The organism is Brevibacillus sp. HD3.3A, from assembly GCF_013284375.2.
GTDB classification, from domain to species: domain Bacteria; phylum Bacillota; class Bacilli; order Brevibacillales; family Brevibacillaceae; genus Brevibacillus; species Brevibacillus parabrevis.
Genome location: NZ_CP085874.1, coordinates 3,684,015 through 3,710,919 on the forward strand (window position 1 = coordinate 3,684,015; position 26,905 = coordinate 3,710,919).

General features: G+C 49.2%; 28 protein-coding genes. 1 reads left to right on the plus strand and 27 read right to left on the minus strand.

Annotation, left to right across the window (positions count from 1 at the left end; genetic code table 11):
• Positions 1-5: 5 nt before the first annotated feature.
• The 25 genes from HP435_RS16890 to HP435_RS17010 all read right to left on the minus strand — a co-directional run bounded on the left by HP435_RS16890 (position 6) and on the right by HP435_RS17010 (position 23,622).
• On the minus strand, positions 6-914 hold the full coding sequence (locus tag HP435_RS16890) for a MotE family protein (RefSeq protein ID WP_063227630.1): 909 nt from the start codon (positions 912-914) through the stop codon (positions 6-8).
• A 12-nt stretch (positions 915-926) separates the two neighbouring features.
• Positions 927-1,373, minus strand: coding sequence for a flagellar export protein FliJ (fliJ, locus tag HP435_RS16895; protein ID WP_122965197.1), 447 nt, complete (start codon positions 1,371-1,373; stop codon positions 927-929).
• 1 nt (position 1,374) lies between these two features.
• The gene (gene fliI / locus HP435_RS16900; RefSeq protein ID WP_173598878.1) at positions 1,375-2,694 is read right to left on the minus strand and encodes a flagellar protein export ATPase FliI; all 1,320 of its coding nucleotides are present in this window, start codon (positions 2,692-2,694) and stop codon (positions 1,375-1,377) included.
• Entirely contained in the window at positions 2,691-3,509 is an 819-nt protein-coding gene (locus HP435_RS16905; protein WP_122965195.1) for a FliH/SctL family protein, read from the minus strand. Before HP435_RS16905 ends, fliI begins: the two co-directional genes overlap by 4 nt.
• Complete coding sequence (gene fliG / locus HP435_RS16910; RefSeq protein WP_122965194.1) at positions 3,493-4,506, minus strand: flagellar motor switch protein FliG; 1,014 nt, start codon at positions 4,504-4,506, stop codon at positions 3,493-3,495. The genes HP435_RS16905 and fliG overlap by 17 nt, the downstream gene beginning before the upstream one ends.
• 12 nt (positions 4,507-4,518) lie before the next feature.
• On the minus strand, positions 4,519-6,105 hold the full coding sequence (gene fliF / locus HP435_RS16915) for a flagellar basal-body MS-ring/collar protein FliF (RefSeq protein WP_122965193.1): 1,587 nt from the start codon (positions 6,103-6,105) through the stop codon (positions 4,519-4,521).
• A gap of 29 nt (positions 6,106-6,134) precedes the next feature.
• Positions 6,135-6,434 carry a flagellar hook-basal body complex protein FliE gene (gene fliE, locus HP435_RS16920; RefSeq protein ID WP_063227636.1) on the minus strand — a complete coding sequence of 100 codons (300 nt, stop codon included), beginning with the start codon at positions 6,432-6,434 and terminating at the stop codon, positions 6,135-6,137.
• Between the two features lie 19 nt (positions 6,435-6,453).
• Positions 6,454-6,912, minus strand: a complete 459-nt coding sequence (gene flgC, locus HP435_RS16925) for a flagellar basal body rod protein FlgC (protein ID WP_122965192.1) — start codon at positions 6,910-6,912, stop codon at positions 6,454-6,456.
• A 2-nt stretch (positions 6,913-6,914) separates the two neighbouring features.
• Positions 6,915-7,328, minus strand: a complete 414-nt coding sequence (flgB, locus tag HP435_RS16930; protein WP_122965191.1) for a flagellar basal body rod protein FlgB — start codon at positions 7,326-7,328, stop codon at positions 6,915-6,917.
• A 373-nt stretch (positions 7,329-7,701) separates the two neighbouring features.
• Positions 7,702-8,481 carry a GTP-sensing pleiotropic transcriptional regulator CodY gene (gene codY / locus HP435_RS16935; RefSeq protein WP_005834266.1) on the minus strand — a complete coding sequence of 260 codons (780 nt, stop codon included), beginning with the start codon at positions 8,479-8,481 and terminating at the stop codon, positions 7,702-7,704.
• A 40-nt stretch (positions 8,482-8,521) separates the two neighbouring features.
• Positions 8,522-9,919, minus strand: a complete 1,398-nt coding sequence (gene hslU, locus HP435_RS16940; protein ID WP_063227640.1) for an ATP-dependent protease ATPase subunit HslU — start codon at positions 9,917-9,919, stop codon at positions 8,522-8,524.
• 19 nt (positions 9,920-9,938) lie between these two features.
• Positions 9,939-10,481: an ATP-dependent protease subunit HslV gene (gene hslV / locus HP435_RS16945; protein WP_122965190.1), complete on the minus strand. Its 543-nt coding sequence runs from the start codon at positions 10,479-10,481 to the stop codon at positions 9,939-9,941.
• A gap of 15 nt (positions 10,482-10,496) precedes the next feature.
• Positions 10,497-11,438, minus strand: coding sequence for a tyrosine recombinase XerC (xerC, locus tag HP435_RS16950; protein ID WP_173598879.1), 942 nt, complete (start codon positions 11,436-11,438; stop codon positions 10,497-10,499).
• 73 nt (positions 11,439-11,511) lie between these two features.
• A complete protein-coding gene (gene trmFO, locus HP435_RS16955; protein WP_122965188.1) occupies positions 11,512-12,816 on the minus strand; it encodes an FADH(2)-oxidizing methylenetetrahydrofolate--tRNA-(uracil(54)-C(5))-methyltransferase TrmFO in 1,305 nt (434 codons plus the stop codon).
• Between the two features lie 39 nt (positions 12,817-12,855).
• Entirely contained in the window at positions 12,856-14,934 is a 2,079-nt protein-coding gene (gene topA / locus HP435_RS16960) for a type I DNA topoisomerase (protein ID WP_173596488.1), read from the minus strand.
• Between the two features lie 109 nt (positions 14,935-15,043).
• Entirely contained in the window at positions 15,044-16,159 is a 1,116-nt protein-coding gene (gene dprA, locus HP435_RS16965; RefSeq protein ID WP_173598880.1) for a DNA-processing protein DprA, read from the minus strand.
• Between the two features lie 132 nt (positions 16,160-16,291).
• Positions 16,292-17,194: a succinate--CoA ligase subunit alpha gene (gene sucD / locus HP435_RS16970; RefSeq protein WP_122965185.1), complete on the minus strand. Its 903-nt coding sequence runs from the start codon at positions 17,192-17,194 to the stop codon at positions 16,292-16,294.
• 44 nt (positions 17,195-17,238) lie between these two features.
• The gene (gene sucC / locus HP435_RS16975; protein WP_063227647.1) at positions 17,239-18,399 is read right to left on the minus strand and encodes an ADP-forming succinate--CoA ligase subunit beta; all 1,161 of its coding nucleotides are present in this window, start codon (positions 18,397-18,399) and stop codon (positions 17,239-17,241) included.
• Positions 18,400-18,587: 188 nt separating this feature from the next.
• The gene (locus HP435_RS16980; protein ID WP_173598881.1) at positions 18,588-19,643 is read right to left on the minus strand and encodes a hypothetical protein; all 1,056 of its coding nucleotides are present in this window, start codon (positions 19,641-19,643) and stop codon (positions 18,588-18,590) included.
• A gap of 38 nt (positions 19,644-19,681) precedes the next feature.
• Entirely contained in the window at positions 19,682-20,575 is an 894-nt protein-coding gene (locus HP435_RS16985; RefSeq protein WP_122965183.1) for an AlbA family DNA-binding domain-containing protein, read from the minus strand.
• A gap of 139 nt (positions 20,576-20,714) precedes the next feature.
• Positions 20,715-21,071, minus strand: coding sequence for an SCP2 sterol-binding domain-containing protein (locus HP435_RS16990; RefSeq protein ID WP_173596485.1), 357 nt, complete (start codon positions 21,069-21,071; stop codon positions 20,715-20,717).
• Between the two features lie 135 nt (positions 21,072-21,206).
• Positions 21,207-21,521, minus strand: coding sequence for a YbjQ family protein (locus HP435_RS16995; RefSeq protein ID WP_063227651.1), 315 nt, complete (start codon positions 21,519-21,521; stop codon positions 21,207-21,209).
• A 116-nt stretch (positions 21,522-21,637) separates the two neighbouring features.
• On the minus strand, positions 21,638-22,450 hold the full coding sequence (locus HP435_RS17000) for a GGDEF domain-containing protein (RefSeq protein WP_122965181.1): 813 nt from the start codon (positions 22,448-22,450) through the stop codon (positions 21,638-21,640).
• Complete coding sequence (locus tag HP435_RS17005; protein ID WP_229049700.1) at positions 22,447-22,818, minus strand: hypothetical protein; 372 nt, start codon at positions 22,816-22,818, stop codon at positions 22,447-22,449. The genes HP435_RS17000 and HP435_RS17005 overlap by 4 nt, the downstream gene beginning before the upstream one ends.
• A 15-nt stretch (positions 22,819-22,833) precedes the next feature.
• Positions 22,834-23,622, minus strand: coding sequence for an EAL domain-containing protein (locus HP435_RS17010; RefSeq protein ID WP_370641079.1), 789 nt, complete (start codon positions 23,620-23,622; stop codon positions 22,834-22,836).
• A 383-nt stretch (positions 23,623-24,005) separates the two neighbouring features.
• Here HP435_RS17010 and HP435_RS17015 point away from each other — a divergent pair, with 383 nt between their 5' ends.
• Entirely contained in the window at positions 24,006-24,314 is a 309-nt protein-coding gene (locus HP435_RS17015) for a protease inhibitor I42 family protein (RefSeq protein ID WP_173598883.1), read from the plus strand.
• Between the two features lie 235 nt (positions 24,315-24,549).
• Here HP435_RS17015 and HP435_RS17020 read toward each other — a convergent pair whose 3' ends face one another.
• Positions 24,550-26,097: a YifB family Mg chelatase-like AAA ATPase gene (locus HP435_RS17020; RefSeq protein WP_173598884.1), complete on the minus strand. Its 1,548-nt coding sequence runs from the start codon at positions 26,095-26,097 to the stop codon at positions 24,550-24,552.
• Between the two features lie 589 nt (positions 26,098-26,686).
• A complete protein-coding gene (locus HP435_RS17025; protein ID WP_122965176.1) occupies positions 26,687-26,878 on the minus strand; it encodes a hypothetical protein in 192 nt (63 codons plus the stop codon).
• Between the last annotated feature and the right edge of the window lie 27 nt (positions 26,879-26,905).

A 26,905-nucleotide genomic window follows, 5' to 3' on the forward strand; every position in this document is an offset into this window, starting at 1 on the left:
TTTTGTTATCGAAGCAACTCTTCCGTAATGCGAGCCGCCAAATTGTCTTTTTCTTTCTTGTCCTCTTTGGCGATCGCTGAGAGAGTTTGCGCCCGTTTGTCCGCAGGCATTTCTTTGATCAGTGACAAGGCTCTGCTCTTGTTCGTCGCCATCAGCGAGCGAATGACCGCCGCGGAATCTTCCGCAGGCATTTGAGCAAACGTGTCACTCAACACTTGATCGTTAGCGCTCGCGGAAGTACCGCTGCGCGTTTCGCTGAGTGCTTTCGTCAACACTTGAACGCGCTCCTGGAGAGCAGCGATGTCATCATCTTTGTTGACCACAGAGTCTTTTAGCAGAATGGAAATGTCAGCCGCTTTTTTCGGGTCCATTTTGGCCAAAATGTCAGCGCGCTGGTTTGGCTTCATTTTGGTCATGACCGTGACAGACTCATCCAGGCTAAGATTTTCGATGATGGCTGCTGCATTTTTCGCTGACATGGTCGTGTACACCTTGGCGAGATCAGCAAACTGCTTTTGACGCTCCTCCTCGGTGGCCCTGCGATCTTCCATAAGCTTGTTCAAGTCTTGCACTTGCTTTTCCAACGCTTGGATCGTTGCATCCTTTTTGGCTGCTTCTTCTTTCAGCACGGAAATTTGCTGCTGGTTTTTCGCCTGATCCTGCTGCAAAGTCGCAACCTGTTTCTCGGTGTCGGGTTTCTTTTCTTCACCGGGTGTAGCCGCGTATTCGTCCGGGACGAGCTTTTCCACGTACGGTATGGAGTTAGCCCAGTGGAGAACATTCCCTAGCACGTTTACTCCCAGCAAGCTCAGGAGTACGCCGCCAAGGAGGCTGGCAAACAGTGCAGGAATGACAATCATGTAGAAAAACCATTCCCACCTGCCGTATTCCCGTTCTTCTTGGATTTCTTCCATCTGGTACCTCCCTTAGTTGCTGCGGCGAAGATAGAGCTGAGTGCCGATTTCATCCAATTCTTTTTGTTCGCGCTGACGCTGTTCGTCGAGAAATTGGTAGAGAGATTTTTCACGCAATCGATGCCATAGCTTTGATTCCTTCATTCTCTCCGTCAAATGGGACTGACATCGTTCCACATCCTGCTCACATCCGCGCAACGTTCGCTGCTGTCTCGTTATCGATCTGGCAACCGACTGTTGATACTGCGTGATTGAAATCAGTTGGGCGGCACTGCATGTCTGCATTTGCGTTTCCTCAAGCATATGGGTCATCTCATCATGCTGCACTGTCAATTGCGCGAGCTTCCACTCTTCTTCGTTCTTGCGTTGAACCGATTTCCCAAATGCCCACTCTGCCTGCTCTTTCTCTTTTTCCTTCAGATCGAGAACTTTTTGGAGATGAAACTGAAACACTTTCACATTAGTTCACTCCTCCGAAATGGGCTAACAGCGCCTTGACCGCGCTTTGTAATGTCGAGGGCTCATGTGTCCCTTGAGCCGTAAACTCGCTAATGATGTCTTTGTAGCGGACGGCAGCATCAATATCGCGGTTCGAGCCAGGCTTGTACGCTCCGATATTGATCAAATCTTCCGCCTCGCGAAAAGTGGCCAAATGTTTTTTCAACTGTCTTGCCGCTTCCTTGTGATCGTCTGTAACGATCTCTGACATGACACGGCTGACGCTCGCCATCACATCAATGGCAGGAAAGTGGCCTTTTTGCGCGATTTTCCGGTCGAGCACAATATGTCCGTCCAAAATTCCTCGCGCCGCATCTGCAATCGGGTCATTCATGTCGTCGGAGTCGACGAGCACCGTGTAAAACGCCGTAATGCTGCCTTTGTCGGCTGTCCCTGCCCGCTCCATCAGCTTCGGCATCAGCGCGAACACAGACGGTGTATAGCCGCGTGTTGCCGGCGGTTCTCCGATAGCAAGTCCTACTTCCCGCTGCGCCATGGCAAAACGGGTTACCGAGTCCATCATGAGCATCACATTCAACCCGCGATCACGGAAGTATTCGGCGATCGATGTGGCAATCAAGGCTCCCTTGATGCGGATCATCGCAGGCTGGTCGGAGGTCGCAACGACTACGACAGACCTCTTTAGACCTTCTTCCCCCAGATCGCGCTCGATAAACTCCATGACCTCGCGGCCGCGCTCCCCGATCAGTCCGATGACGTTGATGTCCGCCGTAGTATTGCGGGCAATCATTCCCATCAAGGTACTTTTCCCTACCCCTGATCCGGCAAAAATTCCGACCCGCTGTCCTTTTCCGACAGTCAACAATCCATCGATGGCGCGTACGCCCACGCTTAGCGGCTCTTTAATGCGCGGCCGTAAAATCGGATTGGGCGGCAGATTGTTCGTCGGATAGGAACTCAAGCCAAACGGCAACGCTCCTTGATACGGTCTACCGAGGCCGTCGAGGACAGATCCCAAAATTTCCGGGCCTACCTTCACTTCCAGCGATCGCCCCGTAGCCACTACATCACAGCCCGGTCCGATTGCTGTCAGCTCGCCCAGCGGCATGAGCAGCACTTTATTTTCGCGAAAGCCAACTACTTCAGCGATAATCGGCTCTTTGCTGTTTGCCGGATACAGATGGCAAATTTCGCCGAGCTTTACTTCTGGTCCCTGAGACTCGATGGTGAGCCCCACAACTTGCGTCACTTTTCCATTCACGCGCATCGGATCAATCTCACCCAGCGCCTGCTTGTACTTCGTTATGTCTAGGAAACTCATCGGGACTCACTTCCTCCGGCAATCGCAAGCAATGCTTGTTTGATCTCTTCCAGCTGTGTATCCACTCTTGCATCCACACTTCCGAGCGGCGTCCGAATCACACACCCGCCATCGGAAATCGTGTAGTCAGGATAGACGGAAAGCTCCGCCTGACCGTCCAGCAGGGCAAGCAATTGGGCTCGGTGGTCAGAAACGTAATCAAAGTAGTTGTGATTGACGCATATCGTTATCTCCCCGTGAACCCGGGAGCGTCGCAGCGCTTTTTTGGCAATCTCCATGACTTGTTCCGGATTTTGCTGCAATTCTTGCCCGATAATTTTTTTGGCAACATCAAGGGCAAGTTCCACTAAAAAAGGTTCCCCTTCGGCTATAATCTGCTGCTTGCTGCTGTACGCCTGCTCCAGAATTGCGCGCGCGTCAGAGAGTGCTTTTATCTCCTCTTCATACGCTTGGCGCTTCCCTTCCTCGAAACCTTTTTCCTGTCCTTCAACAACCGCTTGCTCCTGCACAGAGCTGAACAATTCGGAAGCTTCCTGCTGCTTTTGTTCCCACCATTGCTGGATCTCCAGGAGTGCTTCCTGCTTCAGTTGCTCAGCCTGCTCGGATGCTTGTTGAAGGATGTTTTGCGCGGTTTCTTCGGCATCTGCGAGGATCGTTTTGGCCTCAATTTCAGCTTGTTGTAAAATTTGTAGATTTTCTTGCAACCTTTCGGGATCATTTTCCGTCTTTAGTGGTACAGGCGTCACCGAGAGGAGAACAGCGTCCTCCGAAGGCCGATAATTAGCCACTTTGATAATCCTAGACAATGATATCATCTCCTCCACCGCGGGCGATGATGATCTCACCAGCCTCCTCTAAGCGACGGATAATGGCAACGATACGAGATTGTGCTTCTTCTACGTCGCGCAGACGAACTGGTCCCATAAATTCCATTTCTTCTTTGAAAGTGTCCGCCATCCGTTTGGACATATTGCGGAAAATAACTTCCCGAACTTCTTCGCTGGACACTTTGAGAGAAAGTTGCAGATCCGCATTTTCTACATCGCGGATTACGCGCTGAATCGAACGGTTGTCCAGTGTAGCGATATCTTCGAATACAAACATGCGTTTCTTGATTTCTTCGGCCAATTCGGGGTCCTGAATTTCGAGAGAATCGAGAATCGTGCGCTCCGTCCCACGATCGACACCATTGAGTACAGCCACGATTGCTTCGATCCCGCCTGCTTGCGTATAATCCTGCGTGACAGTGGCCGAGAGCTTCTGTTCGAGGACTTGTTCTACCTGTGCAATTACTTCCGGAGAAGTGCTGTCCATCATGGCAATCCGCTTCGCTACCTCAGCTTGCCGCTCTTGCGGAAGCGCGGACAAAATCATCGCTGCTTGCTGCGGTTCGAGATAAGAAAGAACCAGGGCAATCGTTTGCGGGTGCTCGTTTTGGATAAAGTTCAAAATCTGGCCTGGATCAGCCTTCCGGGCAAAATCGAATGGCCGTACTTGCAGGTTGGCAGTCAAGCGATTAATAATATCCATCGCTTTCGTCTCGCCCAAAGCTTTTTGCAAGATTTCTTTCGCGTAGGTGATCCCGCCTTGCGAGATTACTTCTTTTGCTACGGCGATTTGATGAAATTCGGCCAAGATTTTATCTTTTTCTTCTGTATCGACTTTTCGAACGTTGGCAATTTCCAACGTCAGTTGCTCGATCTCATCCTCACGCAAGTGCTTGAACACCTGGGCAGAGATTTCCGGCCCTAGTGAGATGAGGAGGATAGCCGCCTTCTGTCGTCCAGACAACTCTTTAGCGCCGCGAGCCATATCTTTCACTCCTTAATCTTCTGCTAACCAAGTACGAAGCAGAACAACAAATTCATCCGGCTTGCTTCGCGCCAATTTTTCAAGCTGTTTTCTGACCACAACCTGATCTCCGTCTTCCTGATAAATCAGATCCGGAATTTCGGTAGGTTGACCAGGTGCCAGCAAATCGGACATTTCTTCTTCCTGCTCCAGCTTCGCTTGATTGCGGCGGCGGATGATGAGGAAGGCAACAGCGGCGAGTGCCAAAACGGCAATACCACCAACGGTCCACAATACAGCTGGACTGAGTGCGCTGGATTCTTCGACAGCCACTTTTCCAGAGAACTGACGCGGAAGAACGGAAATATGCTTGTCCAGTTCTTCTTCGCTCAAATCGACAGCCTTGTCGCTTAACGTTACACGCACAACATTGCGCAGCACTTGCTTGATGCTTTCAAGTGTAGCCGCATCCAATTCTGTGCCATTCGGAGGCTCAACCCCGACGTTGATCGTCAAGTCTTCGATTTTGTACGGGCTCAACGTAATATTCCGAGTAAACCGATTGACTTCGCGATTGATTGTATCATTCAACTCTTCATACTGGCTGTTGCTTCCTTGAGGATTGTTCCCCGGGTAGTTTGGAACGGCATTCGCGCCTGTACCTGCGATGCCCCCTGGCGGTTGGCCTTGACCCGAGAAAGCTTTTGATAATTTTTGAGAAGAGATGATAAGTCCTTCGTTGTTCTCTTTGTCAGGCGCTTCCACGAGATTTTCCACGCGAGTTTCTTTATCAAAGTTCATTTTGATAAAAGCGTGAACAATCACTTTATCGCGACCCATGATTGTACCAAGCAGGTTGTACAGATTTTGTTGAATCTTCTTTTCAACCTCGGACTTGATCGCTTCTTGTTGTTTAAAGCTGCTCAAGCTTCCTTCTGCTTCTTCGCCTTCTGCGCGCTCCAGCGGATTCGAATATTGGTCCGTAATGGCAATCGCATCGATCGGCAACTTCGGAACGCTTCGGGAAACGAGCAGGTAGAGCGAGTTAATTTGCTTTTGCTCCAGGGTCGTGCCTGGTTCTACATCGACGATGACGGAAGCAGTTGCCGTATCCGGTGTCTCTGTTACCCAAACGCTTTCCTGTGGCAGTGTAATCATTACCTGTGCCGAGCGAACGCCTTTTACTCTTTCAAGCATCTTGCGCAGCTCTTGTTGCAAGGCTTCTTTTTTCATCACATCGAACTGTCTGTCCGTAACACCCAACGTATTGGAAAAAACTTCGGAGTTGATGCCTGCTTGGCTGGGGATTCCTTGTGCGGCAAGATCGACAATGACGTCTTGGGCCATTTTTTCCGGTACTTCAATGCTTGTCCCATTTCCAGTAATCCTGTATGGAATTTGCTGACCTTCCAACTCTTTCTTGATCGCGCCGATTTCCTGTTCACTAAGTCTCTGATCGTAGAGTGGCTTGTAGACCGGCTGAGAAGCGATGTATATGTATAAGCCCAGCGAAATTAACAGAAAAAGCGAGATTCCGACAATCATCCATTTTTGCTTTTTGGAAAACTGGTTCCATTTAGACGTAAGCTGATTTCTGTATAAAGCTAAACGTTCGTTCATGTTTCACCTCTCACTGGATAAAACGACAATCAAATCGGCATGCGCATGATTTCTTGGTAAGACTCAATCACTTTATTCCGGACTTGCATCGTCATTTGCAGCATCACGGAAGCTTTTTGGCCTGCAACAGTCAGTTGGTGCAGATCCGTAATTTCGCCAGCCGCGAATTTGTCTGCCAGATTGGCCGACTCTACCTGCGCCTGATTCACCTGGTTCATGGCGTCTGTCAAAAAGGCTCCAAATTCTTTTGTGACTTCCGCGGTGGTTGGCATTTTGTTTGCGACAGGCATCTTGACCGGAACCGCTTGTGAAAGTGCGTTTATGTCCATCTTTTACTGTTCACCCGCTTTATTTGATTTCCAATGCCTTCAACATCATCGCTTTCGTTGCGTTTAAAGCAGTGACGTTCGCCTCGTAGGATCGCGAAGCGGAAATCAGGTCCACCATTTCCTTCATCGGATCAACGTTTGGCATGAGCACGTAGCCGTCTTGATCTGCATCCGGATGGGAAGGATCGTATACGCGCTTGAACGGAGTGTTGTCTTCTTGAATCGCTGTGACCCGCACCCCTTGTTCTCCTCCTCTGCCAGACACCGTCCCAACCGCCGCTTGCAGAAAGCTGTCGAATGACTCGCTTGAGCGCGGTGACATTTCGATCATTTTTCGACGGTACGGTTGCCACTTGCCATCGACAAAAGTTGCGCGCGTCGTTTCTGCATTCGCAATATTCGACGCAATCGTATCCAGGCGCAACCGATTTGCAGTCAAGGCTGAAGCACTTGTATTAATTCCTTGAAACAAGCTCATCGTTATTTCCCTCCACCCTCAATGACACTGCGCAGTTTCTGGAAATGGCCCGCAGTCAGCTGCGTCAGGCCGCTATACCAGATTTGGTTTTTCGCCAGCTCCGTTGTCTCCGACTCCAAGTCCACATCATTCCCACTGTTTTGAACGTAGCTATTCGGATTGGAAACGACCTGTGGCATCGCGAACCCGCCAGCGTTGCTAAATGGAATGTGGCGTTCATTGGTTCGATAGGCCGCAAGCTTTCCAGTTCCTATTTTCCCATTTAGTTCCTCTTGCAGATAGCCCTCAAAAATTACCTGTTGACTTTTGAATTGAGGGGTATCGATATTGGCAAGATTGTTTGTGATCGTCCGATGGCGCAGTGTAGCGGCGTTCATCGATCTCTCAAGGACCTGCAGATGATAACTATCCAGCATGTAGCCTTCTCCCCCAATATGTGTCAATTCGTTTTCGCAAATCTGCCTATAATTCCTGTATTTTCGACAGCCAAGATACGATTCAATCATAGCAAAATCGTAATAGTGAAAAAAGCCCCTATTGATGGCGATTTTCAAAATGATTCAATGGCACTAAATCCCTGAACTTTCCTGTTTTTTTACTTGTTTTTACATGCAAACCATATTCAATGCGCTGTGATTGCACTTATCCCGAAAAATCAATGCATAATTTCTGGTAAAAGATTGTCGGACAGTGTTGCAACTAGGTATAATTACCCATGAAAAAAGGTACAGCAACGGCTGTTGCTATACCTTGAAGTTCACTTTGGCTAAACTTTTATTCTAGAAAATCTTACGAGGTTTTCAGCTTTTCCAGTTCAGGAAGCAGCTTTTCATTCAATACTTTAATGAATGTTCCTTTCATCCCCAGGGAGCGGGATTCGATTACGCCCGCACTCTCCAGCTTGCGCAGCGCGTTCACGATAACGGAGCGGGTAATGCCGACACGATCCGCAATTTTCGACGCTACGAGCAAGCCTTCCTTGCCTTCCAGCTCTTCAAAGATGTGCTCGACAGCTTCCAATTCACTGTAGGACAGGGAACCGATCGCCATTTGAACGACAGCCTTGCTGCGCGCTTCTTCTTCAATCGCTTCAGAACGCTCGCGCAAAATCTCCATTCCTACTACGGTTGCGCCCACTTCTGCCAAGATCAGGTCATCGTCCACGAATTGATCGTTGATGCGGCCGAGAATCAGCGTACCGAGGCGATCGCCACCACCCATGATCGGAACGAGAGTCGTCCAACCGGAGCGGAATACATCTTTCATTTCCACAGGGAAAATGGTGTATGGGCTTTCTACGTCCAAGTTAGCGGACGTTTCTTCCACTTTCAAAAGGCCTTGGCTATACTCTTCCGGAAAACGGCGCTCTTCCAGCATTTTGCGCATACGTCCGTTATCCATCTCTTGGTGGATCGCAAAGCCAAGCAGCTTCCCTTTGCGGCTTACAACAAACGTATTTGCTTCAATCACATCGCTCAATACTTGTGCCATTTCATTAAAATTAACGGCATGACCCGCAGATTTTTGCAACATGCGGTTAATTCTTCTAGTTTTCGACAGTAGATCCATCTGTATTTCCTCCCAATGTATGTTACTACCTATCCAATGCTTACAAAATGTATTGACTCAAGTCTTTGTTCCCCGCGATTGTTCCCAGCTTTTGACGGACGTAATCCGGGGTGATCTGTACAACTTCCAGATGAATTTCCGGGGCTTCAAACGAGAGATCCTCCAGCAGCTTTTCCAGTATGGTGTGCAAGCGTCTCGCGCCGATATTGTCTGTACTCTGGTTCACTTCAGCAGCCATTTTGGCGATCTCCTGGATGGCTTCCGGCGTAAATTCCACTTGAACTCCCTCTGTTTCCAACAGGGCGACGTACTGTTTGAGCAGCGCATTTTTCGGTTCTGTCAAAATTCGCACAAAATCTTCGATGCGCAAGCTCGTCAGCTCGACCCGAATCGGAAAACGTCCCTGAAGCTCAGGAATCAGGTCGGACGGTTTGGCCATATGGAATGCTCCGGCTGCGATGAACAGGACGTAATCTGTTTTCACAGGTCCGTACTTCGTCATGACCGTAGAGCCTTCCACAATCGGCAAAATATCCCGTTGCACGCCTTCGCGGGATACGTCCGGACCACGTCCGTCCTTGCCCGCAATCTTGTCAATTTCGTCGATAAAGATAATGCCATGCTGTTCAGCCCGACGAATCGACTCCTGCGTAACTTCGTCCATATCCACCAGTTTTTGCGCTTCCTGCTGAATTAATACCTTTCGGGCATCTTTAATTCGCAATTTTCGCTTCTTCGTCCGTTTAGGCATCAGGCTGCCGAGCATATCCTGCATTTGCATCCCCATTTGTTCTGTACCCGGAACTTGGAACATGTCAAACATGTTTGGCGACTGATCTTCTACATCTATCTCGATCATTTGTTCTTCCAGCTGTCCATTCGCCAGTTGCCAAGCCACCTGTCTGCGCTGTTGCAGGACGGAAGCCTCTTCCTGGTCATGCGACTCTTGTTGTTGCTGCTGTTGTCCGCCGAACAGCATCTCCAGCGGATTTTTGAACGAGCTTTGCGGTTTGCGGGATGGAACCAGCACATTGACGATCGCTTCATTCGCGAGCTTTTCTGCTTTTTCTTTCACTGACTCCATTTTTTCCTGCTTCACAGTTCGGATGGAGGCTTCCACCAGATCTCGCACCATCGACTCTACATCGCGTCCTACGTAGCCAACTTCAGTAAACTTGGTCGCCTCTACCTTGATGAACGGCGCGCCGGTTAATTTGGCAATGCGGCGGGCAATCTCGGTTTTACCCACCCCGGTTGGCCCGATCATCAAAATATTTTTAGGAACGACCTCGTCAATCATCTGTTCCGGCAAAAGGCTGCGCCGGTAACGGTTGCGAAGGGCTACAGCTATCGCTTTTTTCGCTTGTGCCTGCCCGACGATGTATTTGTCCAGATGCTCTACGATCTTACGCGGAGTTAATTGCTCAAGATTCAGCACAGAAGTTCCTCCCTTTCGCTCAATTCAACTCATCCACCACAAGATTGTTGTTCGTGAACACGCAAATCTCGGCAGCAGTTCGAAGTGATGCTTCTGCAATTTCTCGGGCACCAAGATGCGGCGCATATGTTTTCAGCGCGCGCCCGGCAGCAAGGGCAAAGCTGCCGCCAGAGCCAATCGCGAGAATGCCGTCATCCGGTTCGATGATTTCCCCGTTCCCGGAGATGAGCAAAAGATGCTCTCTGTTGCCCACAATCATCATGGCTTCCAGGCGGTGCAGCACTTTATCCAGCCGCCACTCCTTCGCCAGCTCGACAGCCGCTCGCTGAAGGTTGCCGTGGTATTCCTCAAGCTTGCCTTCAAACTTTTCAAACAGCGTGATTGCGTCAGCAACTGAGCCAGCAAAACCTGCTAAAACTTCTCCACGATAGAGCCTTCTTACTTTTTTAGCACCATTTTTCATGACCATGCTGTTTCCAAAGGTAACCTGACCGTCTCCGGCCATTGCGATTGCCCCATTGTGCGAAATAGCGAATATGGTTGTTGCGTGAAACTGTTCCATTACTGATTCCTCCCGTTATGTCCGTTTGGCGGAACCTGTACTATTCGGGTTAGCCCGCGGGTGAGCGGTGTCATATACATGGCGAAGTCGCTCCTTGGTCACATGCGTGTATACCTGTGTCGTGGAGACATTGACATGTCCCAGCAGTTCTTGGACCGTACGGAGGTCAGCCCCTCCATTTAACATATGGGTCGCAAACGTATGACGAAAGGTGTGCGGTGAGACACGCAAATGAGAAGCGCACATATCTACGTATTTGTCTACAATCCGGCGAACACTGCGGTCAGATAACGGTTCTCCGCGATAATTGACCAGCAGGTTGCCGTGATCTACTCTTCCGGCCAACAGTTTTTCTCTTCCATACTCTAGGTATTGCCTAAGAACATCGCAGGCATAACTTCCCACAGGCACATACCGCTCTTTTGCCCCTTTTCCATATACAAGCGCGACGCCCATGCTCGGATTGATGTCGTCAACTGACAAGGTCACCAGTTCCGAAACGCGCATGCCGCTCGCGTACAACAGTTCAAATATCAGCCGATCACGTATTCCTAAAGGCGTTGATGTATCTGGCAGATCAAAAAACTCTTGAACCTCTTGCGGATACAAAAAGGAGGGGAGTTTCTTCTCCATTTTCGGAGTGGAGACGAGTTGAAATGGATTTTGTTCCAGCTGACCCTCACGCAACAAAAATCGATACAAGCTTCGCAAGCTGGAGAGCTTACGCGCAACACTTCGCCGGGATAACCCCCTGCCCGCCAAGTGTGCGAGAAAGGATCGACCATGCAAATAAGAAACAGCAGCAAATACGGAGATTTGGTGCTGTTCCATAAAGGAGACAAATTCGCTGATATCTGCCATATACTGCTTTACCGTATGAGGAGAGGCGTTTTTTTCTACTCGCAAATAACGGGTAAACATCGCAAGATCCACAGAAATTTGTTGCGAAATGTCCATATGGGATGCACCCTCCTCGAAGCACCTATATAGTAACACAGACGAAATTCGGATATCAACGTTAATTGTGTCGTTATTGTGTAAAATTCTGAATTGTATCTAGCGCCCGCTCAGCGAGCTTTTCGTTTTTCTCACGCTTGTTTCGGATACGTTCTGGCCACTCGGGAACCAGTCCGAAATTCGCATTCATCGGCTGGAAATGTTTCGGATCAGCCGTCGTAATATACCGCGCCATGCTGCCCATTACCGTTTCAGGCGGGAGGACGATCAGCTCTTCCCCTTTTGCCAGTCGCGCAGCGTTGATGCCTGCGAGCAGTCCGGATGCAGCCGATTCCACATAGCCTTCCACTCCGGTCATTTGCCCTGCAAAGAACAATGTATCGCGTTCCTTGTACTGATAGGTCGGACGAAGCAGCTTGGGAGAATTGATAAAGGTGTTGCGGTGCATGACGCCGTAGCGCACGATTTCGCAGTTTTCCAGTCCCGGGATGAGCGAGAAGACGCGCTTTTGCTCAGGCCACTTCAAATGGGTTTGGAAGCCGACGATGTTGTACAAAGTAGCCGCTCCGTTGTCCTGGCGAAGCTGAACGACTGCATACGGCTTTCTGCCTGTGCGGGGATCGGTCAAACCGACTGGCTTCATCGGTCCGAAAACCATCGTTTGGCGTCCGCGCTTTGCCATTACTTCGATCGGCATGCAGCCCTCGAAGAAAATTTCTTTTTCAAATTCCTTCAGCGGAACAGCTTCGGCTGCGATCAGCTCATCGTAGAAGCGATTAAATTCTTCCTCTGTCATCGGGCAGTTCAGGTAGGCAGCCTCCCCTTTATCGTAACGGGAAGCGACAAACACTTTGTTCATGTCGATCGAGTCTTTTTCGATAATTGGGGCTGCAGCATCATAGAAGTATAGGTATTCTTCCCCAGTCAGCTCTTTCAGCTTTTGGGACAAGGCCGGCGATGTCAGCGGGCCAGTCGCAATGACGACAATCCCGTCAGCCGGGATGTCCGTGATCTCGTCGGTGATCACTTCAATCAGCGGATGATTTTTCACCGCATCGGTAACGTAGCCGGCAAACTCATGTCGGTCTACCGCGAGTGCTCCACCCGCCGGAACGGCGCAACGGTCAGCAGCCTGGATGATGACCGAGTCCAGACGACGCATTTCTTCTTTTAATACGCCGACTGCATTGGTCAAAGTATTCGCTCGCAAGGAGTTGCTGCAAACCAGTTCCGCGAATTTGTCTGTATGATGGGCAGGCGTTTGGGTTTTCGGCCGCATTTCGTACAGCTTGACAGGAATCCCTGCCTTGGCGATTTGCCAGGCAGCCTCACTTCCTGCCAACCCTGCGCCTACGACTGTGATAGTTGGTGTTGTCATGCTGTTTTTCCTCCAAGCTACAAATTGTACCTCGTCCAATCAGGAGTCTGCTTCTTCCTGGTAATCGCATTTGGTGCAGACGACGCTGACCCCTTGCTTCTTGCGCTTTTTCTCTACCATCAGGCTTGAGCATTTCGGGCAAGGACGGGCAATCGGTTTGTCCCACGATACAAAATCGCATTCCGGGTATTGGTTGCAACCGTAAAAAATACGGCTCTTTTTAGATTTACGTTCAATAATGTGTCCGGTTTCACATTGTGGGCATTTTACTCCGGTTTCTTTGACGATCGGTTTCGTATTCCGGCAATCCGGGAAGCCGGAACAAGCGAGGAACTTGCCAAAACGTCCGAGCTTGTAGACCATCACGCGACCACAAAGCTCGCAGGTTTCATCAGACTCTTCGTCTTTCAGCTCGACTTCCTTCATCTCTTCCTCGGCTACGGCTACCCGCTTGGCAAAGCCTCCGTAGAACGCATCGAGAATGTTGACCCAGTTGGCAGTGCCTTCCTCGATCTCATCCAGATCAGACTCCATGTGAGCCGTAAATTCCGCATTGAGAATCTCCGGGAAAAACTCCTCAATCAAAGTAATGACGATCTCACCCAACTCCGTCGGAATAAAGCGTTTTTCCTCCAAAGCGACGTAGCCGCGCTTTTGGATTGTTTCCAAGGTAGGCGCATAAGTGGAAGGCCGTCCGATGCCGCCTTCTTCCAGCGTCTTGATAAGACGTGCCTCGGAGTATCGCGGCGGCGGTTGCGTAAAGTGCTGAGCCGGGGTGATTTCTTGATGTTCAAGGGTCTGCCCTTCATCAATCGGCGGCAGGAAGCTTTCTTCTTCTGTCCCGTCATCGTTTCCTTCTATATAAACCTTCATAAATCCAGGGAATTTCACTTTCGAGCCAGTCGCCCGGAACATGATGCCCCCTGCATCTATATCCACACTCATCGTATCGAGTACAGCCGAAGACATTTGGCTGGCGAGAAACCGTTCCCATATCAGGCGATACAAACGCAACTGATCCCGCGACAAAAATTCTTTGATTTCATCCGGTGTGCGAGACACAGACGTAGGACGAATCGCTTCGTGCGCATCCTGAGCGTTTTCCTTTTTGGCCTGGACGCGAGGTTCAGCCGGTATGTAATCAGCGCCGAATTTTTCCTGTATGTACTCTTTCGCTTCATTTTGTGCGGTTTCCGATAAGCGTGTCGAGTCTGTACGCATATACGTAATCAAACCGACTGCGCCTTCCTTGTTGCCAACATCGATCCCCTCGTACAGCTCCTGGGCGATGCGCATGGTCTTGGCCGTGCGGAAATTCAGTTTGCGGGCTGCTTCCTGTTGCAAGGAGCTGGTGATGAACGGCGGAGCCGGATTGCGTTTGCGTTCGCGCTTGGTCACCTTTTGCACGACAAACGGCTGGTCCTTCATTCTGTCCAACACTTGTTTGACATCTTCTTCGGATTTCAGCTCTACCTTTTCGTCCCCATAGCCGTAAAACTTCGCTTCAAACTCTTTGCCATTGCTTACGAGCTTGGTGGCAATCGTCCAATACTCTTCAGGAATGAACGACTGAATTTCGCGTTCCCGATCCATGATTAGCTTGACCGTAACTGATTGAACGCGCCCTGCACTCAAGCCTTTGCGCACTTTTTTCCACAAAATCGGACTGATGTTGTAACCGACAAGCCGATCCAGAATGCGGCGGGCTTGCTGGGCGTTGACCAAATCCATGTTGATGTGTCGCGGATGCTTGAACGCTTCTTTGATCGCGTCTTTCGTGATTTCGTTGAACACAACCCGAAGCGGCTGGTTCAAATCCAGATTCAGATACTGCGCCAGATGCCAAGCAATTGCTTCCCCTTCGCGATCCGGGTCGGCAGCCAGATAAACTTTTTTCACTTTTTTGGCGGCATCCTTCAAGCTCTTGAGTACATCGCCCTTGCCGCGAATCGTTATGTATTTGGGTTCAAAGTCATGATTGACATCTACCCCCATCTGGCTTTTCGGGAGGTCGCGCACATGACCCATGGACGCTTTCACGATATATTTGCTTCCCAGATATTTTCCAATGGTTTTCGCTTTCGCAGGGGATTCTACGATTACGAGCGTATCAGCCATTTTTTTCCTCCCCTTTTAGTAAGGAATCTTCCCTATTATTAAATATGCTTATCCGATTTGTCAAACACTTGCAAGGGGTAGGGAGTTCGCAGCACATGTGACACAAGCCTCAACGCCGTGCAAAATACCCCCCTGGCAGGGCAGTCAGCGCCCCTTTTGCCTCCAGTCTGAGCATCAACTGATGGATGCTTTTGCGTCGATCCGGTTCCAATTGCTGAACAATCTCGTCTACATGAACGCCATCGTACGTTATCGATTCTACGATTGCCTTTTCTTCTGGAGACAGCTCGCTGTCATGGCTCTTTTTGGCAGTTGCTGTTCCAGACGGCACATCTGGTGGCAATACAATCGGCAATTCCTCCAAAATGTCGCTTGCACTTGTTACTAGCTTTGCACCTTGTTTGATCAAGTTATGCGGGCCAGCGCTCAACGATGAAAAAATAGGTCCGGGAACGGCAAAAACGTCGCGTCCTTGCTCCAAAGCACAGTCAGCTGTAATCAGCGATCCGCTTTTCTCTGCCGCTTCTACAACCAAAACACCCAAACTAAGTCCGCTAATCATTCGGTTTCTTTCCGGAAACAACCCGGGAAAAGGAGGCGTATGCGGCGGATACTCAGACAAAAGTAGTCCGAAAGATTCAATTTTTTGATAGAGCGCTTGATGTCTCGGCGGATAAACATGATCGAGTCCACATCCGAGCACGGCAATCGTTTTTCCTCCTGCCGCAAGAGCAGCCTGATGCGCTTCCCCATCGATCCCGTGCGCCAAGCCGGAGACAACGGCAAGACCTGCACGCACCAGCTCCTTCACCAAAAACGCACTGCTGGCCCGCCCGTATGGCGTAGGCTTCCGCGAGCCCACAACGCCGATAGACGGCACTTCAAGCAGCTTGCTATCCCCACGGTAAAACAAGGTCAATGGCTGATCAGGAATATGGCGGAGCGAAGCAGGATACGCTTCGTCCCACACGCACAAGAAACCGACTTTTTTCGCTTCCCGTTCGCCAAGCATCCGCTCGACTACAGCTGGATTGGTTTGCGCATCAACTTGTTGAATTAGCTCGATCGACAGCCGCAATTTTTCTCCGACCAAACGCCATTCATCGACAGCATTCTGCAAAGAGCCTGCCAGCTCAAGAATTTGTCTAATTTTTTTGCGACCCAGGCCAGAGATCATCGTCAGGATGAACAACCAGTCTCGCTCACTGATTTTCGGTTTACGCATGCAAAACTCCCTCCCGCGGAACGCCGTTTGGTGTAACGGTTTCGAGAGTCATTGTACCGAAAGACAGCGGCCTCCTTCAAAAAAAGAAAAAGCGGACAAGCCTGTGCCTGTCCACTTCTGCTATCTTCGTTCTTATTTGTTGAGAACTTTGTCGAGCATACCGCGCTCTGTCAATAGTTCTACCAGTGTTTCACCGATAACTGCTGGCGTTTTCGCTACGCGAACACCGCACTCTTCGAGCTTGGCGATTTTCTCAGCCGCAGTACCTTTACCGCCGGAAATGATCGCACCAGCGTGGCCCATGCGTTTTCCTGGAGGCGCAGTTTGTCCGCCAATGAAACCTACAACTGGTTTTTTCATGTTCGCAGCGATCCATTCAGCTGCTTCTTCTTCCGCAGTACCACCGATTTCACCAATCATGATTACTGCTTCTGTGTCTGGATCTTCGTTGAACATTTTCAGTACATCGATAAATTCCATACCTTTTACAGGGTCTCCACCGATACCAACAGCAGTGGATTGACCAATGCCGCGAGTAGATGTTTGGTGAACCGCTTCATACGTCAAGGTACCGGAGCGGGATACGATACCCACTTTACCAGGAGTATGGATGTAGCCAGGCATGATACCGATTTTGCACTCGCCTGGAGTGATAACGCCAGGGCAGTTAGGTCCGATCAGCTTGGTTTTCTTGCCTTCCATGTAACGTTTTACTTTTACCATGTCGAGGACAGGAATACCTTCGGTGATGCAGATTACGAGATCCAGCTCAGCGTCAACCGCTTCCATGATCGCGTCAGCAGCGAATGGAGGAGCAACGTAAATAACGGATGCGTTTGCACCAGTTTTTTCTACTGCTTCTGCTACTGTGTTGAAAATTGGAATACCGTCAACTTCAGTGCCGCCTTTACCAGGTGTTACACCGCCAACCATTTGTGTACCGTACTCAACGGCTCCGCGAGTGTGGAACAAACCTGTTGCACCGGTAATCCCTTGTGTAATTACTTTTGTATTTTTGTTAACGAGAATACTCATCGCGTATTTTTCCCACCTTTTTTAACGTATCTACTCGCAATTGCTTACTTTACCAAGGATACGATTTTCTCAGCGCCATCAGCCATGGATTCAGCTGCAACGATGTTCAGACCGGACTCATTGAGGATTTTCTTACCGAGATCCACGTTGGTACCTTCGAGGCGCACAACGAGCGGTTTGTCCAGTTGAATTTGTTTTGCTGCATTTACTACGCCGTTTGCAATGACGTCACATTTCATGATGCCACCGAAAATGTTAACGAAAATACCTTTAACTTTTTCATCGCGCAGAATGATTTTGAACGCTTCGGTTACTTTCTCTTCTGTAGCACCGCCGCCTACATCGAGGAAGTTGGCAGGGTCTCCACCGTAAAATTTCACGATGTCCATCGTTGCCATTGCCAGACCTGCACCGTTTACCATGCAACCGATGTTACCATCGAGTGCGATGTAGGACAGATCGAATTTGGACGCTTCGATTTCTTTCTCGTCTTCTTCATCCAGATCGCGCAGAGCTACGATGTCAGCATGACGATAGAGAGCGTTGCTGTCGAAGTTCAGTTTGGCATCGAGTGCCATTACTTCACCGTCGCCAGTAACAACGAGCGGGTTGATTTCAGCGATAGAGCAATCTTTGTCAACAAATGCTTGGTACAAGCTCAGCATGAACTTCGCTGCTTTGTTGATCAGTTCTTTTGGAATGTTGATTGCGTAAGCCAGGCGACGTGCTTGGAACGCATTCAGACCTGTTACCGGATCGATTACTTCTTTGAAGATTTTTTCTGGAGAGTGAGCAGCTACTTCCTCGATCTCCGTACCGCCCTCTTCGGAAGCCATCATAACAACGCTGCCAGTCGCACGGTCAACAACGACACCAACGTAGTATTCTTTTTTGATATCGCAGCCTTGCTCGATCAAAAGGCGTTTTACTTCTTTGCCTTCTGGTCCTGTTTGATGAGTTACCAACACTTTGCCAAGAATTTCGTTGGCATATGTACGAACTTCATCCAGATTTTTCGCCACTTTTACACCGCCAGCTTTACCGCGGCCACCAGCGTGGATTTGTGCTTTTACCACAACTACTTGGGTGCCCAGTTCTTTCGCTGCTTCAACAGCTTCATCCACTGTGAACGCTACGCGACCTTCAGGAACTTTTACACCGTACTGCTTAAGTATCTCTTTACCTTGATACTCATGAATGTTCATTCTCCATCCTCCTATGGCAGATAAAGATCGGCAGGCTTTTAGACCGGCTAAAGACATCTGCGTCTTCCTCCGGTCGAAGCCTCCACTATCAGTGCAACGTAACTATTCTACGACAAAAAATGCAAAAGTGGTAGTAATATGTTGTCCTTATCGTGACCATAACTTCGAAACTTCATGAGGAACAACCATCATTTTCTAAGACTTTGAAACAATTTCCACTGATTTCCCGCGATTTCACTGTGAATATACCATTTTGCGTCCAGTTGAAAATAATTGGCGTACAGGACGACTTCGCGCTCTTTTCCATTCACAAAAAAGGAGAGGCGATACTGTTCGTGCCCCGGATCTTTCGGTGCTTCTTTTAACAAATCGGCTGCTTGTAAAAGCCGCACGGCCTGGTGTGCGATCCCTTGCTCCACTGTCGTTTTTCTTACTTCCACTTCGATGTTTTCCGCGGCGGCAGCACCCGTAGCCGAAATTCGGATTTGGCTGGCCTTGAACAGCTGCTCAAACGTTTTGTCACCTGTATCCGCAGGAGGAATCCACTCCGTCAGCTTGGAGAAAAGTCCTCCATCCACGCGAAACGTATGGGTTTCTTTTCCAAAAGGCACACTGATCAATGTCGGCGTGAGCACCGTCACTTCGAGCGGCCTGTCTGTTGCGTTGATTCGCATCTGGTAATTCGGATAGAGCGCGTATTGCTTGTTCGCTGCCCCCGGCTCAGGCGTGGCCGTTGCCAGCACCTTGCGGATCAGGTCCGCTTCTGCTTCGCCAAGCGCCCTCGTCTTGCCCAAATCGTCAGCCGAGAGCAACACGGTATCAATTTTTTGCGACAGCAAGCCTTTTCCTGTCAGCTTCTGAATCCATTGATAAAAAGCGACAGCGCCTGCTCCCCGATATGTATTTTCGCCAAACTGGCTGGCCCCTTCTCCTACCGCCACCACTAGCGGAGCTAACTGCTTCCGGTACAATACAAGCGTAAAACGCACGTCTTCCTGCTTCAAAGCTTCTTCTGAGAGCTGCAAATCCTTGCCTTGATTAGACAGTTCTTTCATGAAGGTAGGCAAATCCAGCATGACTTCCTGGCCGTCTGTGGACATGACTGTCGCCTTTTCTACGGCGCCTAGCTCCGTCTCGATGCGATCGTTCATGTCAGCTGGAACTTTGTCAGACTGCGCACAACCGGAAACAAACATGCTTGCAACCATCACGACTAACAAATAAGCACGCAAAGACGATACCATCAGCAACCTCCTTCGAGTATCAGCCCTGCCCGATGAATCTAGAGAAGTCCCAGTCGTCGGCTGATCTCACTGCCAAGTTTTCGTTTGACGTAAATTTCGCCAATCTGATGCGGGTCTTTTACCACAACCGAGCGATTGTTCGTGCGGATCACAACGTATTTCTCGCTGTTTTTGTCCAGCCCGCAAATCAGCTCGGAGGAAACCTCCACAAAAATAGCGACAACATGCTTTCCGTCGACTTTTTTCAGGGAGATTTTAGGGAAAGGTGTTAAAAATGGCGACGTCTTGTCCTGAATGTACTGAGTAATGGCCAAAAGGTATTTATCCGGGTCTCCGTATTGCTCAATCTCGTGATCAATGCCGCAAATGCTGCCTTCATCGGTAATTCCCAAAAAAAGATTGCCGTTGTTCGAATTGGCAAAGGCCACAACTGTTTTAATAATTCCGCCTTTGGACAGCAAAAAGTCGCGCTTGAACTCGATCATGTCGTTTTCGCCAAGAGAAGTTGCTACAACCGGATCATCGATGCGTCCAAGATAACGAAATCGGCTGATCGCTCCCAAACGGTATACGTATTCTTCGAAGATATCAGCAGGCAAAGACAGGTCTTCCAGACTCGCATCTGTATTCTGCCATAATTTATACGTCTGGGGAGCGAAGCACATGTCAAACAATACATTTCCACCCAAAGATCGTATGTTCATTCCGATGGAAGCAGGCTTTGTCACGCTGGGCTGGTAAGGAGGATCGTTCTCGACCTCCAGCACACCGGAGTGAAACAAATAGTCGAAATAGTGCCGAGGGAGCTTGGCATGCTGTCTGAGCAGCTCTCGTTCGGTTGTCCCTCTTCTCATCTCCTGATACAAGTCAAAACGCACAGATTGTCCATCCAGTCCGTGTACGATTGCAATTAAGGAACAAATATGGCGCATGGTTTCCCTCGTTCTTTTCTTTGGAATACTTGTCATTGTTTGGTCATATTTTAACGCAACTATTCGGAATTTGACCAGTTTTTTTCCGTGACTGACTTGTGACGGGCGGCTAACAGCACCGCCGGATTGGTTTGTCTGTTCACTCGTTTCCTGCTCTTAGAGAGGATGTCTGGTAGCTGTACAGCAAAGTCTGCAGCTTTAAAGACAGCCCCATGTCCCCTTTGATTTTCAATTTGCCCGTGACGAGGGCCGCAGCCGGATTAAGCGTTCCCTGTACCAGCTTGATGAAATTTTCGTCGGACAACTCCAGCGTGCAGCCTGCCTGCTCAGTAATCCCTAGCCGATAGGTCGCTTCATCGTTGCCGAATTTGATTTCATACGTCCCGTTCTCTTCCCCGCCAAGCACAAAATGATACACGGCGAAAAAGCCGCGAATCGGTTTGGGATTCGCCTTGATTTTTTGCGCAAGCTCGACCAGTATCGCTTCTACAGACACATTTATCACCTCAGTCTCTTAGTCCAGCTTACCTCATCTCTGCCATTTTAAACAGTCCGTAGCATGGCTCAGGCCAGCAGCTTCTGCCTTTTTACCACATACAACGCAAAAAAAGAAAGCCGGGCATCTGCCGGCTTATTTTACACGTACTGCTGTTCCGGTCGCTATGACCATCATCATGCCTTCACGGAGTGTTTCAAAATCGAGATCGACGCCTACTACTGCGTTTGCGCCCAGTGCGCGAGCTTTGTCCTTCATTTCTTTCAAAGCCATTTCCCGGCCTTCCGCCAGCTTGCTCTCGTACGATCCGCTTCTGCCACCGATGATGTCCGTAATCCCTGCCAAAAAGTCGCGGACTACGTTCGCTCCCATAATGACCTCTCCGCTGACAATGTCCAGATACGCTTCGATTTCTCTTCCTTGCACAGTGTTGGTTGTAGTAACAATCATGTAAATAGCCTCCCCTGACCGAACTCGTCTCGTTATGTCATTAAGAAATACGAATAAAAACAGAGTTGGTTTCACCAAGTGTATGCACAATCCTGTTCTCTTATCCGGCGCTTCTGTTACGAAGGAAGCGCCGAAGCAGTCTTCTGTGCTTTGATAGCAGAAGACTCAAGGCTTGCCTGGGCGATCAGTTCTCTCCAGGATCGTTTGAAAAAATCAGGATCTTCACATCCATTCACATGCCCAACGGCTGCGGAAACCGTGATGTCCAGCACGTTTGTCGGCCGAGAGATCAAATCGATATACTGCTCGATCAGCGCGATTGGTGCAGTGGAGATCAGGACAAATTCATCCCCTGCGTAACGGCACAAATGATCTCCCTGATCCTCGGCAATCGAGGAAAGCACAGCGGAATAGGTCCGGATGACATCATCACCGAACGGATGACCGTATTGCTTATTGATTCTGCCAAAGTCGTTCAAATCGATAAACAGCAAATGAAACGGAATCTGCTTACGCAAATAACTTTCCCCGATAAACTGGATATAAGGTGCCCGATACAAGCCAGAGAGCGGGTCCTTGTATTCCGCTATTTTCATTTCTACTGTTTCCTTGGTAATCATCCCGCTTACCTGCTCTTCGTCGAGGACAATCGCCAATTTGACATTTTCATTGAGAAAATAATGATGGGCTTCCCAAATATTTTGGTCTGCCAGCAAATAATGCATTTGATTACACATAGCATCAGCGACAATTCGATTCGGATGAGCAGTGAGGACATCTCTGGAAGTCACTAATCCTACGAGCTCTCCATGGTCAATGACGACGAGCGAATCCATCTGGTACTGGCTCATAAGCCTTGCTGCGTGGGAGACGGATTTGTCAGAGGAAATGGAATGAATCGTTGGAATCATGATCTCTGAGATGTTCATAGCAAATCCACCTCGCGTTGTACCGACAATGCAATTTTCAGCTCAGATCGCAAAACCATGGATTCACTGATCATCCGCTCTGATTCTTCCAAAATAATTTTCATTAGCAATTTTTCGTCCATCATTTGCAAGAGCGAGTTTCTCAACAAGACAGCTTCGATCTTGGGATGATCGATCTTCAGCAAAGTAAACTGCTCCGGCGACAAGGCTTCTGCCATTCTCCGCACTGCTTCCGGCCCGATTGGCGCTTTCCTCCCTATAATCAGCAAATCCTGCATGGGAGGGACTTCAAATTCAGATATTTTTAAGGAAAGGGTCGCTTTCCTCGAATATACACTACTATCACCAAACATTAGTAATTCCTCCAATTCTGCTCCCCCCTCTTAATCCTCCTGCAAACGGCCGGGCTTGCCAAAAAGGTATCCCTGACCCATTGCAATTCCCAATGAAGAGGCGCAAGCAAAATCTTCTTCTTCTTCAACTCCTTCGAGAATGAGTTGAGGTTCATGCTTGCAAAATTCGACAAACAGCTTTACGACTTTTTGTTTTTCTTGCGAAGTCGAAAGCTCCTTGGAATAAAAGCGATCGATTTTGATGAAATCCGGCGAAAGATCGGTAATCTTGTGAAAAATATTTGCTGCATCGCCTACATCATCCAAAGCGATCAAAAAACCCATTGCTTTCAATTCACTGATGCGTCGCGTAAAAACAGGTTCGTGCCAGCATTCTCCCTCCATGATGGACTCGTTGATCTCCAGCACGATTCGCGTCAAATACGGAAAAAAAGCTTGTCTGATCTCCTCGATGAACGCTGGAAACGAGTCCTCCACAATTGTGGTGGGAAAAATGTTCACAAACAGGAGTTCATGATTGTGCTCCATGGAAGCACGAAAAAAAGTCGAGAGCGCATGCCGAAATGATTGGGTGTCCAATTCCGGCAGCTTTCTTTTTTCCTTTGCCGTGGAAAACAACAACTCCGGGTTCTGCCCCGCTTTGCTGCGCAAGAGCACTTCATACCCTATCCGGTTTTTTTCCGGAAATTGGCATATCGGTTGAAAGGCGTGGTAATACTCTCTTTTCTCAAATAGTTCCGCAATGCTCTCCATCAATTTTCCTTTCCCTTTCCTAGCAAATATGTACACAGAGAAAAGCTTTCCAAGTGTGAGGTGCATAGGATGTACGCCCAAACTATTTGGAAGTGCTGGGAAGTTCAACAAACAGTCTGGACCGTAAAAATGCCTCTCGACACTCTGGAAATCCTTTGACGAAAAAACTAGGCAAAAGAGATTACAAAATCCCTAAAACATTCGACATTATGTGTCTTTATTCCTATACATTCGCCATTATTTTGCAAATCCCTTTCCAAATCATACTAATTCGGCCGAAAAAAATGTGCTCCGGTATGACGTGTTCCTTTTTTCACAATGCTTTCCTTCGTTTTTTTCTATATGTATCAATTATTTTTCACTCATACTATGCTCTGCACATGTGGGCATTTGCTTCCTTTTTACATACAGTATCAGGAGACTTTTTCTTCCGGAAAGGACGATGGATCATGGCATTAAGCTCTACCTTCACTTTGCAAGTCCAAAGTGGGCATGTGTTTCCCATAGCGCTTGAGGCGAATCCTACGACTGGTTACCAGTGGACGCTATCCAATCCTGTAGACGAGCGCTTTCTCGTTTTCCAATCCACTGAATTTGTCCCTCCTGCCCAAGCGGCACGAATCGGGCAAGGCGGTCATCAACGCTTTGCGTTTCGGGCAATCAACCGCGGCGTGACTACTCTTTCCTTCAAATACTGCCGGCCTTGGGATCAGTCAGATTGCGCGAGCTTTGTCTTTTATATCGTGACGATTGTTTAGAGTGTCTGGGTCTGGGGCTAGGGCTGGGCACTGGGGCCGAAACTGACACTTGATAAACACGCACTCGGGTTCCATAGGACTGGTGTTATTGGCATTTTGAATAGTCTCGCTTCCTGCTTCCTGCGTTACAGTTAGAGTTAGGGTTAGGGTTAGGGTTACAGTTTCAGCTTCGGTTTCTGCTCTTGCCTCTTTTTTTAAAAACAGCCATGCCAGCCAAACAACCCGCTCTAGCAGGTTAAAGCGGCACTCCCCTGTCCAGCGCCCTGTACCGGATCGCCTCCGCGACATGCGCTGCGTCAATGTGTGAAGAACCATCCAGGTCAGCGATCGTTCGCGCTACTTTGACGATTCTGTCGTAGGCTCTCGCACTTAATCCCAATGTCTCAAAAGCGAGCTGCAACATCTCTTGGCCTTCTTTGTCCAGCCTGGCAAAATTCCGCAGTTCTTCTGCATTCATCATGCTGTTAAAAGGATTTCCCGGTCGGTGCCGATACCTTTCGCACTGAATGGCGCGCGCCTGTTCAACTCTGGCTCGAATATCTTTCGACGTTTCTTCGGCTTTTCGATTGTGCAGCAGTTGAACAGGTACACGCGGCACCTCTATGTGCAAATCAATCCGGTCGAGCAACGGCCCTGACAGCTTGGAACGGTACTTCTGTATTTGCTGGGGCGAACAAGAGCATACTTGTTTGTCCCTGACAGCAAAAAATCCGCATGGACAAGGATTGCATGAGCCGATCAACAAAAATTGGGCCGGAAACGTAAACACCTGCTTGGCTCGTCCAATCGTAACCTTGCCCGCTTCCAATGGCTGGCGCAGCACTTCGAGGACATGCCGGGAGAACTCCGGCATTTCATCCAGAAACAAGATTCCGCCGTGAGACAGGCTGCATTCACCGGGTCGGGGGATTTGCGCCCCGCCGCCAATCAAAGCTGTTGCTGTAATCGTATGGTGGGGAGCGCGAAACGGCCGTTCTTCGATCAGTCCGCCCTCGCGCGTAAGATGGCCTGCGATACTGTATATTTTCGTCACCTCGTACGATTCATCCATCGTCATCTTGGGCATGATGCCCGGCAAGCAGTTGGCCAGCAGTGTCTTGCCACAGCCAGGTGGACCGACCAAAATCACGTTATGAAAGCCTGCTGCCGCAATTTCCAAGCCGCGTTTGACGAAATGCTGACCGTAAACATGGGATAAATCGGGAGCGTGATTGGAATGGGAAATGTTGCGGAAGGTTGCTGGTTGTTCTGCTGTTTCTTGCCGATTTTGCGGCTGGAGTCCTTCTTTCCAGTAATGGACGGCTTCCGTTAAATTGCCAGCTGGCAAGACGATCATATCGACAAGCCGTGCTTCTGCTGCGTTGGTCTGCGGCAGGATGACGTGGGTAAAGCCTGTCTTTTTCGCTTCCAGCAGGATAGGAAGAACGCCGGAGACAGGGCGCAAAGAGCCGTCGAGTGCCAGCTCTCCGAGGACGAGAATACGTTCTGGTCTGGTTGCCAATTGTTTCGATGCAAGCAAAATTCCCAGCGCGATGGCAAGATCGAAGCCTGAGCCTTCCTTGCGCTGATCCGCTGGTGCCAGATTGACGGTAATTCGCTGCATCGGATATTCATAGCCTGCATTACGCAAAGCAGCGCGCACACGATCGCGCGCTTCCTTAACCGCTGATCCGCCAAGCCCGACCAGATCGAACTGCGGCAATCCGTTGGCGATATCCGTTTCTACCGTTACCACCATTCCATCAATTCCGAAAACCGTTCCAGAATAACTGCATGCGTACATGTTTCTCTCCCCCTTCCCTTTTAAGAATAGGAAAAGAAAGTGGGGTTGGGCAAGTTTATTGATGGGGCATGGAGATTAGTGCATAATGGCTGTTTCACTGCTTGGAATAGAAAGCGAAGGCGAGCAAGCTTATTGGTGGGCACGCAGATTAGTGCAAAATGGTTGTTTCACTACTTAGAAGAGACAGTGAAGGTGGACATGTCTATTGATAGACACGGAGATCAGTGTATGAACGGCTACCTCACTACCTTGGTAAAGACACCCAAGGGGAGCAAGTTTATCGGTTGGCATGGAGATCAAAGCAAAAATGGCTGCCTCACTGCTTAGAAGAGCCTCTGAAGGTATGCAAGTCTATTGGATGGCTGACACGGAGATCAGTGTAAAAATAGCTGCTCCACTACCTTCGTAAAGACACCGAAGGCGAACCAATTTATAGGAAGACACGAGGAGCCGTGCTCACGTGAGGAAACTTGAAACAGACCAAAAAAAGACCTGCCCCTGATCGGCAAGTCTTTTTGGCTAACCCATAATTGCAAATTCGATTCATTATCGTTGGAACGCATTGCGTTGTGAGAGTTGACCGCGCCTCTCAGGAAAGCTCTTTTTTCATGTTGGCAATCAGCTTGTCCGCGTTGTTCTCGTCGTTGTCAAACATCACGAGATCGTGCAGCACGATGCCGTCCACGTTTTGAATCGCTTGCGACATCGAGTCGGCAAGCTGTTGCATATCGATTTTTTCCGCTTTCTCCACGTCCAATACAAGTACAAGCTTTTTCTTCATGTGAAAATCCTCACTTTACGATAAAAA